The 14,458-nt window shown below is 60.7% G+C and carries 9 protein-coding genes, 1 pseudogene and 1 riboswitch; of the genes and pseudogenes, 1 reads left to right on the top strand and 9 read right to left on the bottom strand.

Annotated features, from left to right (window positions below; all coding sequences use genetic code 11):
* Positions 1–69: 69 nt before the first annotated feature.
* A riboswitch (cobalamin riboswitch) is annotated at positions 70–288 on the bottom strand.
* A gap of 57 nt (positions 289–345) precedes the next feature.
* The 7 genes from ACE2AA_RS02960 to ACE2AA_RS02930 all read right to left on the bottom strand — a co-directional run bounded on the left by ACE2AA_RS02960 (position 346) and on the right by ACE2AA_RS02930 (position 10,232).
* A complete protein-coding gene (locus ACE2AA_RS02960) occupies positions 346–1,710 on the bottom strand; it encodes a neutral/alkaline non-lysosomal ceramidase N-terminal domain-containing protein (protein WP_395371074.1) in 1,365 nt (454 codons plus the stop codon).
* A 107-nt stretch (positions 1,711–1,817) separates the two neighbouring features.
* Positions 1,818–2,243, bottom strand: coding sequence for a hypothetical protein (locus ACE2AA_RS02955; RefSeq protein ID WP_395371073.1), 426 nt, complete (start codon positions 2,241–2,243; stop codon positions 1,818–1,820).
* A gap of 299 nt (positions 2,244–2,542) precedes the next feature.
* The gene (locus ACE2AA_RS02950) at positions 2,543–3,142 is read right to left on the bottom strand and encodes a PadR family transcriptional regulator (RefSeq protein ID WP_193557630.1); all 600 of its coding nucleotides are present in this window, start codon (positions 3,140–3,142) and stop codon (positions 2,543–2,545) included.
* Between the two features lie 123 nt (positions 3,143–3,265).
* Positions 3,266–4,699 carry an efflux transporter outer membrane subunit gene (locus tag ACE2AA_RS02945; protein ID WP_227002332.1) on the bottom strand — a complete coding sequence of 478 codons (1,434 nt, stop codon included), beginning with the start codon at positions 4,697–4,699 and terminating at the stop codon, positions 3,266–3,268.
* Positions 4,656–5,828: an efflux RND transporter periplasmic adaptor subunit gene (locus tag ACE2AA_RS02940; RefSeq protein WP_395371071.1), complete on the bottom strand. Its 1,173-nt coding sequence runs from the start codon at positions 5,826–5,828 to the stop codon at positions 4,656–4,658. The genes ACE2AA_RS02945 and ACE2AA_RS02940 overlap by 44 nt, the downstream gene beginning before the upstream one ends.
* Positions 5,821–8,985, bottom strand: a complete 3,165-nt coding sequence (locus tag ACE2AA_RS02935) for an efflux RND transporter permease subunit (RefSeq protein WP_395371069.1) — start codon at positions 8,983–8,985, stop codon at positions 5,821–5,823. Before ACE2AA_RS02935 ends, ACE2AA_RS02940 begins: the two co-directional genes overlap by 8 nt.
* A 320-nt stretch (positions 8,986–9,305) precedes the next feature.
* A complete protein-coding gene (locus ACE2AA_RS02930) occupies positions 9,306–10,232 on the bottom strand; it encodes an AMP-binding protein (protein WP_395371068.1) in 927 nt (308 codons plus the stop codon).
* 266 nt (positions 10,233–10,498) lie between these two features.
* On the opposite strand from ACE2AA_RS02930, the gene ACE2AA_RS02925 reads away from it, so the two are divergent.
* The gene (locus ACE2AA_RS02925) at positions 10,499–11,944 is read left to right on the top strand and encodes a short-chain fatty acyl-CoA regulator family protein (protein WP_395371066.1); all 1,446 of its coding nucleotides are present in this window, start codon (positions 10,499–10,501) and stop codon (positions 11,942–11,944) included.
* 98 nt (positions 11,945–12,042) lie between these two features.
* Here the strand turns inward: ACE2AA_RS02925 and ACE2AA_RS02920 are convergent.
* A pseudogene (locus ACE2AA_RS02920) lies at positions 12,043–12,812 on the bottom strand (SDR family NAD(P)-dependent oxidoreductase).
* A gap of 355 nt (positions 12,813–13,167) precedes the next feature.
* Positions 13,168–14,064 carry a fructose bisphosphate aldolase gene (locus ACE2AA_RS02915; RefSeq protein ID WP_141259793.1) on the bottom strand — a complete coding sequence of 299 codons (897 nt, stop codon included), beginning with the start codon at positions 14,062–14,064 and terminating at the stop codon, positions 13,168–13,170.
* Positions 14,065–14,458: the final 394 nt, after the last annotated feature.

Genomic DNA, 14,458 nt, shown 5'->3' with positions numbered 1-14,458 from the left:
CACACGGCTTCCGATCCGCAGGAAGGCCCGTGACACCACACCGTCAGGACACCCCGCCCGACAGTTCCCGGTCGCAACCATCATGACGGCAGGTCTCCTGGCTCACGGCGTGGCATCCTGCACAACCTTCCCGGAAAACCGCAGTCTCCAGTGGCCCGGACCATGACATCCGGTAATGCAAGGACATACCGCTTACAGTTGCGGGGACAGCCGGAGCATTGGATCGTAACCCGCACTCCGTTCCCTTTTAATCCCCCCGCAGGGGGAACCGTCGGCATGGTTCTGATCGTGCGGGGCGGTCCTGTCAACCCGGATGGTCCCGCGCCCCATGCCCGCTGGCAGCCGTTAGCGGGTGGCGGGCCGGGCCTGCTTCAGCAGCGCCGCGATCTGCGCACAGGCCGCTTCCCCTGCCCCTTTGGCAAAGGACGAACTCCGCGCTTCGTAGGTATAGCGGTCATAGCTCCGCGCATCGGGCATGTATTTGGCCCCGCCATCGATCATAGTCGCCACCATGGTATGCGCAAAGGGCGAATGGTCGCGGATCCGTGCACCAAGGCTGGCCGCCAGTTCCGGCCGCACGCCCACCAGCGCCAGGTCGCCAATACGGACCAGCACGACCGGCAGCGAAACCGGTGACCCGGCCGTATAGGCAAAAGTGGTGACAGGCCCCGTGGCGCGACCCGTCCGTGGCGGGAATGCCTGCGACGCCACCTGTATGTTTTCACGCCGGATGTCGAGTGTCGGCATATCGGCAGTCCTGATCTTCCCCGCCACATCGACGATCTGTGCGCCAAGGCGCGCGCCCAGCAGGTCAACAATCGCGAAGCCGGCTTCGTGAATGTCAATCCGGCCTGCCTGTCCATCCGCATTCACGACGGGACGGCTGGCCTGAAGATAGGGTGCCTGATCGCCTGCCGCCCCCACCACGAACAGGGCAGTCGCGTCAGGGCCGTACTGCGCCTCGACATGCCGCATCGCAGCACCGGCAAGATCCGCCGTCATGAGCCTGCTGCCCGTGCTGGATACGGACCCGTCCATGACCGAGGACTGCACGGCAAAATTCGTCATGACCGCCAGCGGCCTGCCATCCAGCCGGTCAATGCGCAGCACGCTTACGGTCGGGTCCGTATCGCCCGCGTCATCCGCGCCCAGCCACCATCCATACGGTGTCCACACATCACGGTTCACGCTGACCCGGCTTGTCCCCACGCCCGCGCCCAGACGCGCGGGCTGTCGCATTGCAAAGGCCCGCGTCGCGGCCTGACGCGCGGCCTGTATGACTGCCTGCCATGCAGCGGCATTGGCCTTCATATCCGTACCCGGTGGCGTCTGCCCCGCCGCGAATACATGCGGCGCTGAAAAGGTGTGGCTGGCGCTGACAATGATATTGGGGGCAGCAATGCCTGCGACATCCGTCACGGTGGCCTTGATCGCGGTTATCAGGTCATCAAAGATGGATGTCAGGTCCACCACGACAATGGCAAGCCGTGTTGTCCCGTCATCAAGCAGCAGGACACGCACGGCCAGCGGATCATGCTGCCCGGTAAACCCGTCAATGGGAAACTGGCTGGCCGGAAACACGATATCCGCCCGCCCGCTTCCTGCACGAAAAGCAGGCTTCGCGGCCATGGCGGCATGTACAGGAACCGCACCCAGCGCCACAAGCGCGCCAAGACCCATGCCCCCCATGAAATCCCGTCTTGTTGGCATGGTCCCGTTCCCTGTCTTATTTCTTTTCATGGGTGCGATATGATTACGCCTGCCCATAATAAAAAAAGGCCCGGCAATAAGCCGGGCCTTCCGTTGTGGGGCGGAAATCAGTTGGAGCTGTTGTTCTGGTTCCAGCCGCCGTTGTGGTCACCACCGCGACCACCGCCGCCGTGTTCACCCCAGCCGCCATTCTGGCTGTCGCCACCACGGTTGCCGTTCTGGCTGTCGCCGCCGCGGTTGCCATGTTCGCCCCAGCCGCCACGCTCGCCAGAGCCACCGTTGCGGTCACCACGACCTTCGCCACGGCCTTCACCGCCGCGATCACCACGCTCGCCACCGTTGCGGTCACCGCCCTGGGAATCGCCACCCTGGCCGCCTTCGCCGCCGCCATGGCGACCACCGTGATGGCCATGGCCACCACGACCACCATGTTCGCCCTGTTCACCACCCTGATTCCAGTCCCCGGACTGGGCATGTGCTGCCAGCGGGAGGGAGGCGCCAAGAGCAAGTGCGAAAAGAATGGAACGCTTCATAATATGATATCCTTTAATTCGACCGTTTAAACATTGTGTCATATGACAAAAAATGTAAGGCCGGATGATGTAACAAAAAGCATCAGGAATATCCTGCGCAAAAATCATCAGGATTTATGAGGCAGGATTATTCCGGAAAATATTCCAGATATCGCTGTATATTCTGGAAACTGAGTGGCCTGCACTGGATCACTCATAAATCACGCCATGTCTTCCTGTACGGAACAGACCTAATACATGGCAGGATTATGGGAAGTATTTCCTAACCTGATGATTACCCGGCCAGGACAATACAGGTTTCAGACCTGCCCGATCGCCCGGGCGGCGTCATCCAGCAGGGCGGCGATCTTTTCCTCGGCATCCGTATCAAGGCCACCGTTACGCAGCCGCAGGCGCAGCGCCGTGCGCAGGTTTTCCATGCCCCGCATGACCGGCATCGGAACATTCTTCCTGCCGCCCCTGCCCTCTGCCGCACCTGTCGCGGCGCGGGACAGGATTTCATCAAGGGCCGCGCGACTGGCGTTCAGGAACGCCTCGCCTTCCGGCGTAATGTGGTAGTTCTTGCGGCCATCAGCTTCGACAATCCGGGCGTAACCCGCTTCATCCAGCCAGGTCAGCGTGGGGTAAATCACGCCGGGGCTGGGGGCGTAGCTGCCACCGAACTTTTCCTCGATCATGCGGATCAGTTCGTAGCCGTAGGTCGGCTTCTCCGCGATCAGCGAGAGGACCAGAAGCCGCATCTCGCCATAATCGAACAGCCGGTGACGGCCGCCCCGGCGACCACCACCATGATGTCCACCGCGACCATGATGGCGGCGGGGTTCCCCCCCACCGGCCATGCCTTCGGGGGAGAAAGTCTGGCGGTTACGACCGCCTGCGTGTCTGTTTCTGTGTTTCATGCTTACCGATATACGTTCCGATATATCTTACGTCAAGATATATCGAGATATGTTTTTAAAAAATATTCCCAGCCCCGTAATACCCGGCGGAAATCCGCCTGTTTTCCCTGACGGCGGGCAGTATCACCTGTTCAGCCACCCGCCCCCCATGGCGCGGACAAGGTCGATCCCGCTGACAAGGCGTCGCGTATTGACCGTAATCAGATCTTCGCGTGCCTGCAGTTCAGCCGTCTGGGCGATGACGACCTGAAGGTAATCCACTGCCCCTTCCCGATACTGGACGGTTGCCAGATGGTCGGTACGTGTGGCGGCACTCACCGCCTCATCCTGCCGTGCGGCGGCGTTCGCCAGATGGTTCAGCAGGGCCAGCTGGTCTTCCACCTCGCGGAATGCGTTCAGCGCCGCCTGCCGGTAATCCGCAGCCGCCTGCGCATATTCCGCATGGGTTACGGCCAGGTTGGCGAACCGCCGACCACCATCAAATATGGCCAGTGTCGCCAGCGCCGGACCCAGCGCCCATATACCCGTCCCGGCCGATGCAAGGGCGCTGGTCGTGGTTTCCGAACCTGCGTTCGCGCCCAGCGTGATATTGGGAAAAAATGCAGCCCTCGCGACTCCGATCCGCGCATTCGCGGCAGCCATATGCCGTTCCGCCACCGCCACATCCGGCCGGCGTTCCAGCAGTGTGGACGGGGCCGTGACGGGAATGACCGGCACGGGCGGAAGGTCGGTGGCGGACGGGATGGAAAAGGTCGAAGGCTGCGCACCGATCAGCACGGCAATGGCGTGTTCGATCAGGGCACGGTCGGCCACCTGCTGTTCAAGCCGGGACTGGGTCGTGGTCAGCTGGGTCCGGGCGCGGCCGACATCCAGTTCATTCGCTGCCCCACCGACAAAACGCTTCGTGGTCAGGTCCAGCGCCGCCTCATAGGCCGCCATGGTCTGCCGCAGCAGGTTGATGCGCGCATCCAGCCCGCGCAACTGGAAATAGTCATCTCCCAGTTCCCCTTCCAGACTGAGCCGGACCGCTGCCAGATCCGCCGCACCTGCCTGCGCATTGGCCCGCGCCGCCCTGACCAGATTACGGATGCGTCCCCAGATGTCCGGCTCCCACGATACGGTGCCACCGGATGCGTAATCCCGGTATTCGTAATAATTGCCCGTGGCGGGAAACAGCGCACGTTCGCGTTGTGCGCTGGCGGTCGCGTCGATCTGGGGAAAGAATTCGGCCCGCGCGCGACGGACAAGGGCACGCGCCTGATCATACCGCGCCACGGCCGCCGCCAGTTGCGGGCTGCCGTGTTCGATCCCGTCTTCCAGACGGTTCAGGTCGTCATTGCCCATGACCGTCCACCACGCGCCACGTTGCATGGCGTCCGCGGGCCGTGCCGGGGTCCATGGCCCGGTTTCCCTGAATGTGGCGGGAATATCGGGTAATGCCGGTTTCCTGTACCGCGGGGCCAGGTTGCACCCGCACAGCAGGGACATGAGGAGCATGACCCCCACACGCCAGTCAGGCGCCATGTCCGCCCTCGCGCGGTCTGACGGGGTCACCATCCCCGATATCATCCGGCGGGTTGGTAATGACCCTGTCCTGTGGTGCCACGCCCGTGACCTCAAGCTCCGTCCCGAAATCGATCAGGATCGAGACGGGCCGTATCCTGACATGGTTGCGTCCATCCACCACCGCCACGGTGGTCCCGTCCCGGCGGAACAGCAGGCTGCTGGCGGGAATGCGCACGCTGGGCGGTGCCTGTGGGCCGGGGCCGTGAAACGTGAAGGCAATCTGGGCATACGCGCCGGGTTTGAGCAGGGCTTCCGCATTGTCATAGACCAGCTGGACCAGCATGGTGCCAGACTGGGAATCAACCGCGTCCGAGGAATGGATCAGGTGGGCATCAAACTGCCGGTTGTGATAATCCGGCACCGTAAAATGCGCATCAAAACCCTCCCGCATGCGCGCGGCATAGGCCTGCGGCACCCGCACGTACAGCCGCAGCCGGGCCACGTCCGATACGGTAAAAAGCGGCTGGCTGGCGGCCGTGCCCGCCACGATCAGCGCCCCGATATCGGTGGCGCGGCTGGTCACCACACCGGCAAAGGGGGCGATGATACGCTTGAAGGCCGAAAGCGTTTCAAGCCGTTCGACATCGGCTGCCGCTTCATGGCGCGTTGCCTCGCTGGCCGCAAGGTTGCCCCGACGCTCGTCCGTTTCCTGCTGGGATACCGCATTCTGCGCGTTCAGCCGATCCCACCGGCGCGATGTAATACGCGCAAGGTCACGCTGCGCCGTCCGGGTACCCAGCGCCGCCCGCGCCCCGGCAAGCTGCAGGTCAACATCGGGCGTATCGATTTCCGCCAGCAGCTGGCCTGCCGTCACCCTGTCCCCGATATCGACATACCATTGCCGCAGGTAGCCATTGGTGCGTGCATAAACGGGCGCGCTGTACCATGCCTGCAGGATGGCGGGCAGGACCAGCGTATCAGTGGCCTTCCCGCCGGGATGCACGACGGTGACACTGGGCACCAGCGCCGCCACGTTGCTGGCATGCAGCCGGTGGCGGGCATGGATACGGGCGAGCGTTCCCACCACAAGGATGATGCCGAAAATGCATGCAGCCCCGATAATGATCCAGCGCAGGCGGGGCTTGTGCCCTGACTGCGGCATGACCGCAGCATCAGGCATGGGCATGCGCCCCATCCGCCGCATGACGCGCGCGGCGATCATAGATGATGGCGAACAGCGTCGGCACGAAGAACAGCGATGCACAGGTGGCGAATATCAGCCCGCCGATCACGGCGCGGCCCAGCGGCGCGTTCTGTTCGCCCCCTTCCCCCAGTCCCAGCGCCATGGGCAGCATGCCTATGACCATGGCCAGCGCCGTCATGATGACGGGTCGCAGCCGCGTGCGCCCTGCCGCCAGCGCCGCGCGGACGGCGTCGCCATGTTCCGCCAGCTGTTCACGGCAGAAAGTGATGACAAGGATGGAATTGGCCGTCGCCACCCCCATGCACATGATCGCCCCCGTCAGTGCGGGAACGGATAACGGCGTCTGCGTTGCAAACAGCATCCAGCATATGCCCGCCAGCGCGCCGGGCAGCGCCAGGACGACAATGCACGGGTCGGTCCAGCTCTGGAAATTGATGACGATCAGCAGGTAGATCAGCACGATCGCACCCAGCAGTCCGAACCCCATGCCCGAAAACGCCGTCGTCATGGCCTGGTACTGGCCCCGCAGCGTAACGGTGACCGTCTCGGGCCGGTCATGGTCCAGGTGGCGCAGTGCCGCCTGCACGTCACTGGCGATCGCCCCCAGGTCACGGCCGTCACCACCCGCGAATACATCGATCAGGGAGCGGATGTTGTACTGGGCCTCAACCGGCGAGGTCGCATCGCGCGTAATCGTGCCAAGTGCCCCCAGCACCTGTAGCTGCGTGGCGGAAGCCCCCGTCACCGGCAGACCGATGATATCCGCCAGCGAACTGATCCGGTATTCAGGCATCTGCACCGCAATGGGGTATGTGACCATGCTGTGGGGGTCCAGCCAGTACAGGGGCGCGGTCTGCACGGTCCCGGCAATGGAGGTCGCGATGGCGTTGGTGACATCGCCTTCCGTCAGGCCAAGCTGGTTGATGCGGGTGCGGTCCACGTCAAAACGCAGTTCGGGATAATGGCCGGGCTGCTGGATGCGGGCATCGACCAGCCCATCGATGCGCCGTATGGCGCGCAGTATCTTCCCGGCAAACTGCCGCGTTTCATCCGGGTCGGGGCCTGAAACCTGAATGTCGATCGGTGCGGGCGCGCCAAAATTCAGGATCTGGGTGGTGATGTCGGACGGCAGGAAGGCAAAGGTGGCTTCAGGGAACAGGCGCGGCAGTTCGGTGCGCAGCAGGCGGATGTAGCGTTCGGTGGGCCGGTGGTTTTCCTTCAGCGCCACAAGGATATCGCCATCCTGCGGCCCGATCGTGCCTGACGCGTTATAGGCGGTGTTGATGGCGCTGGTGGGCAGGCCGATATTATCCGCGATGGAATCAAGTTCAGCCGCAGGCACCCGCTGGCGGATCTGTTTTTCAATCCGCTGGAACAGGGCCGATGTTTCTTCGATCCGCATGCCGATCGGACCACGGACATGCAGGGTCATGGTGCCCGCATCGACCTGCGGAAAGAAATTGCGGCCAAGGAACGGCAGCAGCCCGAGGCTGAGTGCCGAAAAACACACGAACCCCGTCACGAACCGGCCGCGATGGTCCATAATACTTTCCAGCAATGCACCGTAACGGTCACGAAAGCTGTCAAAACGTCGTTCGAATCCCTGCTGGAAACGTGTGAAGACATTTTCCTTTTTCCGCTCTCCTTCCGCATGCGGGCGGAGCAGGAACATGGCCATGGTCGGCACCAGCGTGCGTGACAGGATGAACGACATTACCATGGCGAACATGACCGACAGCGCCATCGGCACGAACAGAAAACCCGCAACCCCGGGCAGGTAGAACATCGGCACGAACACGATGCAGATGCATATCAGCGACAGGAAGGCCGGGACGATGATCTCGGCAGAGCCGTCAATGATGGCGGCATGCACATCCTTGCCCATTTCCAGATGGCGTTCGATGTTCTCGATCGTGACCGTCGCCTCGTCCACCAGAATGCCGACCGCCAGCGCAAGACCGCCCAGCGTCATGACATTCAGTGTTTCCCCCAGCATGGACAGCGCCGCGATCGCCCCCATGACCGATAACGGGATGGATGTCGCCACAATCAGCGTCGACCGCCATGACCCCAGGAAAAGCAGGATCATGAGACTGGTCAGCCCCGCCGCGATCGCCCCTTCGCGCATCACCCCGTCCACGGCGGCGCGGACAAAAAGCGACTGGTCATTGACAGGGCGCAGTTTAAGCTGTTTCGGCAGCCCGCGTGTCGCATCGGGGATCATCGCCTTGACCCCCTGCACGATGGCGATGGTGGAAGTCGCCCCCGATTTCAGCACCGTCATCAGCGCCGAACGCTGCCCGTCCACATGAACCACATTCTGCTGCGGGGTTGACCCGTCGCGCACATGAGCCACATCGCGCACGCGCACAACCGCGCCATTAACCGTGCGCACGGGCAGCATGTTCAGCAGGTCAACCGAAAGCGGGACATTATTGAGCCTGAAATTATACTGGTATTCGCCAATCTTGACGAAACCCGCAGGCGTGATCTGTGTCTGACTGGTCAGGGCGGTACCCACGTCCTGTGCCGAGACACCACGTGACTGCAGCTTGGCCGGGTCAAGGTCCATCTGGATCTGGCGCACCTTTCCCCCATAGGGATAGGGAATGGCGGCCCCCGGCACCGTGACCAGCCGGTTGCGGATGAAGTTGAAACCGTAATCATACAACTGCTGTTCGGTCATGCCCTCACCCGACAGGGCAAGCTGGACGATCGGCACAGTGGAGGCATTGTAGTTCAGGATCAGCGGTGGCGTGGTGCCAACGGGAAGCTGGCGCAGGATTGTCTGGGCAATGGCGGTGACCTGCGCATTGGCGATGCGGATATCGGTGCCGGGCTGGAAGAATATCTTTATGACCCCGATGCCTGTCAGCGACTGTCCTTCGATATGTTCGATATTATTGACCGTCGTGGTCAGCGTACGCTGGAATGGCAGTACGATGCGTCCGGACATGTCCTGTGGTGAAAGGTTGCTGTAGGTCCACGCCACGGCAATGACGGGAATGCCGATTTCGGGAAAGATGTCTTCTGGCGTGCGGATGGCTGACAGCACGCCCGCCATGGCAATCAGGATCGCCATCACGACAAAGGTATAGGGACGGGCAAGCGCAAGCTGGACAATCGCATTCATGCCATCTGCCTGTTTCCTGTCGGCATTGTTGGCTGGATTGACATAACGTCCGTCGTGCTGGCGGGTTTATGGGGGAGGTCAGATAAATCCGCATCCGGGCACGGTGCCCGGTGAGGCATATGGATGGCCCTGTCGATAGCGGCACGTGATGCTCATTTCCGGAGGGCGGCTATGGTCAGGGTCAGGGTGGGCGACTTTCACCAAAGACCATCTGAAACGACTACTCTTGGGGTATTGTGCACGTCATAAGGAAGTTTCTGAAAGTTCGCGGGAACGCTGCCTTTTTGAAAAAAGGCAGCGCCCAGAAATTTTTATTTTCATCAATTGCCCGATATTGCAGCCGTGCGGGCGTACCCATCGATCATGATGGTGTCCCCTTTTGCCAGCACCCCTACGATAAGGGTGGTCTGTCCCGTATTCCACGCCATTTCCACAAGCGCGCCGGGAATGCCCGCATCACCCGACGGCGACAGCATGTCCATCGTGCAGGATGTCAGGCGGCCATATTCTCCAGCCGTATACGTTACGCCGTGGCGCCGACCCGCCCTGCCTGCGGGATAGAGCATGAACAGCGGGTCATCCTCATACATGACTTCCGGCGCATAATCCGGTTCGTACCAGTCCACGACGGCATCATGCCGATGGTCACGTCCCGGCTTCATCGTGATATCCGCATCGCCTGCCGTGACAACCAGCACCAGTTTTACACGACAGCGGGCACCCGCGGTATCCAATGCCTCATCCAGCGTGACTTTCAGCGGCGCACGATCGGTATCGCGGATGGTTTCATTGCCGGTCAGCACGGCAACCGCGCCGCAATCAACCAGCCGTTCACGTAAAGGCATCGCGCCAGGCATGGCTGGCAGCACGACATGCACCGCACCGATGCGCATGCATGCAAGGACGGCCACCACACTTTCCACCATCAGGGGCAGATGGATCGCGACCCTGTCACCGCGCTGCACCCCCTGATCCGTCAGGGCGTTGGCAAGGCGGCAGACGCGTTCATGCAGGTCGCGGTAGGATACGGACTGCGCACCGGTACCCTGCCGGGATATGGCGGGCCTGTCCGCATGATCGCCCAGATGGCGATCCACGCACAGGGCGGAAATGTTCAGCATGCGCTGTCCATGTGCAGATGGCACCGGAACGCCAAGAAAAACCGCACTGCCGGTCATGCGCGGGAATACCTGCCCCATGGCGGGGGCTGACAGAACGGAAACATCGTCATACATCATGCGGGTCATGGTCGTGTTCCTTGTCATTCAATGGAAGCGCGAAGCGCCATGCAGGGTGCTGCGGTCAGTCAACGGTGACGGTGCACGTGGATACGGCCGGGATGTCGGGTGCCTGAAACGGCAGTTATTATGTTTATTCTTGCCCGACCCAGGCGTTCGTCTTTACTGCTCTTGTTTTTGTTGATCCGGACTGTGACAAATCCCTGTTGCGGACGGAAGAGGTTTTGCCGTTTAAAAGAGTGAACACACCGAAGCGGATTGCAAAGACTGCAAATATGAAAAAAGCCGCCACCAAGACCTTCACCGGATCGCGCGTCCGCCACCAGCGCAACCATGTCGGCATGACACAGAGCGCACTGGCCCAGAGGCTGGGCATATCCGCCAGCTACCTGAACCAGATCGAACATGACGCCCGCCCCCTGCCGCTGGCCCTGCTTGATACGCTGTGTGAAATTTTTTCCGTTGGCGTGGATTATTTCAGCGATACTGAAGAAACACGCGGCATACAGGCACTGCGCGAAATACTGACTGACCCGGTATTCGATACCGACGCCGTAAGGCTGGACAGCATTCAGGCCGCCATGCGCGTCGCACCTGATCTATGCGCCCAGTTCATCCGGCTCTATCGCGCCTATCTGTTGCGACAGGAACAGGCGGCCGCCCCCCTGATCGGCTCCGGCCCGGCGCACCGTGGCGACGTGCGCGATGCACCCGACCGGGTGGAACCATACGAAGCCGTCAATGACTGGGTACAGGCCCAGCGCAACTATTTTGATGAAGTGGACCGTACGGCCGAACGACAGGCCGAACGGATGCGGCTGGATGAAGGCAACCCGGGCGAACAACTGACCCGCTACCTTCTGGACCAGCATGGCATCCGCACCGAAATCGACCTCGCTTTGGGACAGCGGGGCCTGATGTGGCATATGGACCGACGCCGTCGCACCCTGTTCCTGTCGCGCATCATCCCGTCGGAAAGCAGCACGTTCTGGATGGCACAGGCGCTCGGGCAGATTGAACACCAGGGGGTATTTGCACGTACGATCCGCCGTTCCCGCCTGCGTGAGAGCGAGGCACGGGGACTGGCGCGTGTTTATCTGACCAACTATTTCGCCGGCGCGCTGCTGCTACCCTATGAACGTTTCCGGTCGACCGCCCGTGACGTGCGCCATGACCTTGAACTGTTACAGCGCCATTTCGGGGTCAGTTTTGAACAGGCCTGCCAGCGGCTGAGCACCATGCAGCGGCCCGGAAGCGAAGGCGTTCCCTTCTACTTCCTCAAGACGGATATCGCGGGCAATATTCTCAAAAGCTTCAGCGCGAACCGTTTTACCCAATCCCGTTTTGGCGGCCCCTGCCCGCTATGGAATATTTTCCGTGCCTTCAGCACACCCCAGCAGGTGCAGGTCCAGCTATCACAGACGACCGATGGCGCGCTTTATCTCAATATCGCGCGGACCGTCGGGCGTAACAGTATATCCTACCTTGATCGCCCGCGCCTTACGGCTGTGGTTCTGGGATGTTCGATTGCGGATGCCCGGCATCTTGTCTATTCCGCCGGGCTGGACCTGAATGACCCGCGCATGATTATTCCCATCGGGCCGGGCTGCCGTGCCTGCACGCGTGAAAACTGCCATCACCGCGCACTGCCGATGGTCGGGCACCGTGTCGATATTGATAATGAAGGGCGTGGCATTGCCCCCTATCGCACGGCATTGTAGAGGCGGTCTGAAATCATGAAAAATGTTTGGTGAAGCTTTTTTCAAAAATCTTCAGGGAACGCCACCTTGCCGGGAAAAGGCAGACCCAAAATATGTTCTTATTTATCAAATGGATGCATCCATACCGCATTAACCATCAGGGTATATCCGTTTACAAAACTGGATGCATCCGACGACAGGAAAACCGCCGCACCGATCAGTTCTTCCACATTGCCGCACCGCCCTGCGGGCGTGCGCTGGCACAGCCATTGGGTGAATTCCCTGACAACCACCAGTTTTTCATTCATTTCCGTCCTGAAGTAACCTGGTGCAAGGCCATTGATCTGCAGCCCATGGTGCGCCCAGTCCGTCGCCATGCCTCTGGTCAGGTTTTTGACCGCACCCTTGGTGGCGGTATAGGCGCGATACCGGGGCGGGGCCAGTTCGCTCTGGACCAGACAGATATTGACGATCCTGCTCCGCCCACGCGGCAGCATGTGGCGTGCGACGGCCTGACCCACAAAGAAAAACCGCGTTGAGGCTGGTGGCAGTCAGTGCATCCCGGTCCGCCCGACTGAACTGTTCCAGCGGTAATGGATGCCCGTATTGTTGATCAGGATATCTATCGGGCCTTACTCATGTTCTATTTTTTCAATACGTGCGATGACGGCATCCTGATCGGTTACGTCAAACGGGCGGTTACGGCGTCCTGCCCTTCCTGTTCAAGCCCTGCGCGCGCTGCGTCCAGCCGTTCGGGGTTGTGCCCGTTCAGCACGATTTTTGTGCCATACCGGCCCGGCCCCCGCGCAAGGGTCTGCCCGATGCCACGTGACGCCCCGGTGACAGGTGCGCGCCAGCCCGCAAGCGAAAAAAGGGGATCAGCCGACATGATTGTTTCCTGCTTCTTCATGGCGTTTCGGGAGATGCAAAACACCCATCCGACCATAAGTCATGGCAGAGGATAACGGTTCGCCCACGAAGATCAGGAAAACCCTAGCCGCTTCTGCAGCCGACACGATGTAACGAACACGACATCATGCCTGCCCTTGCTGCAAAAAAACGGAGAATGGACAATGATGGTTGTTAAAAACAACTGGATGAAAATAATAACAGCTTCACCAGAAACGTTGTTATTAATCCGCAGAAGGAATCCGGAAGCAAACGCAAAACGGCTTCCTTCATACCGGAAGCCGCCTGTCATCTGCCCTGCCCCACCATATTGATGGGGACAGGGAACGGGGTCATCAGACTTTCTGGGTCGATGCCTTGAAGATCTGGTCGATCGACTTTGCAAGGGCTGCGTCAAATTCCGCATCCGTCATGGTGTAACGCAGGTCCTCGAGCAGCGCGCGCGAGAAACTGGCGATCATGCCATGGTTGGCGGCCAGCCGCTGGCACGCTTCATCACGCGGGTATCCACCAGACAGCGCCACAACCCGCTGCACGCGGGGGTGTTTGATCAGGTCAAGGTAAAGATCAGCCTTTTCGGGGATCGAGACCTTGATCATCACCTGATAGTCGCCTGGCAGCGCATCAAGCCCACGGTGCAGTTCGTCATGCAGCAGGGCTTCCGCCCCCGCCTTGTCCGGGCTCTTGATCAGGACTTCGGGTTCCATGATGGGCACAAGACCGCGTGCGGCGATCTGTTCGGCCAGGGTGAACTGCTGCTTCACGATCGCGGCAACGCCCTCACGTTCGGGCAGGCGAATGACTGAACGCGCCTTCGTGCCATAAACGCCCTTGCTGATCGCCTGGTCCAGCAGGGCTTCAAGGTTGGGGATGGGCTTCATCATCTGCACGCCGCCCGCTTCGGCTTCCAGCCCCTTGTCCACCTTCAGGAAGGGAACAACGCCCTTTTCCTTCCACAGATAGGTGGGGACAGGTGTATCCCTGACCAGTCCGTTCATGGTCTGCTCGAACAGGATGGCAGCGAGGATCCGCTTGCCCGTAAAGGCGGGAGCCGTGATGACCCTGACCCGCATTTCATGCATGAGGGCAAACATCTGGGCATCGGTGCTGTAGGCGCCGTCGGGTATGCCGTAATGCCGCAGCGCACCCGGTGTTGATCCCCCGCTCTGGTCCAGGGCCGCGATGAAGCCCGCGTTTTCCGACATGTTCTTACGCATCTGGTCAATAGGCATGGTTATCTGTCCTATGTTCAGTATTTATATACCACCAAGGCGATGACCGGGCATTCTGTATAATGCCCCGGGTATCCATTGATTATTAAGTTAAAATACAGGGGAATAGCCGTAAATACAAAAATTACGGAACCGGCCGACACCTGCACCGATGCCCCCGCATGCGACAGGCGACCGGGATATGACTGACCGCCGCGACAACAGTTTTCTCCTGCATCGTATGAAAAATCATCCCTTCTGATATGGGATCGGTTGTCTCTTGCCGCAATGACATACATCAGGCCATGCGCCGGACGGCATTGGTCAACCTATTGCGAACAGGGGAATATGGCCGGGATCGGACATCTATTTCCCACCCGCCACGACCCGGGAATACCTTACGCACAACCCGGAA

It is taken from the genome of Komagataeibacter diospyri (assembly GCF_043995075.1).
Taxonomy (GTDB): Bacteria; Pseudomonadota; Alphaproteobacteria; order Acetobacterales; family Acetobacteraceae; genus Komagataeibacter; species Komagataeibacter diospyri.
This window is presented reverse-complemented; position numbering and strand designations above follow the sequence as displayed.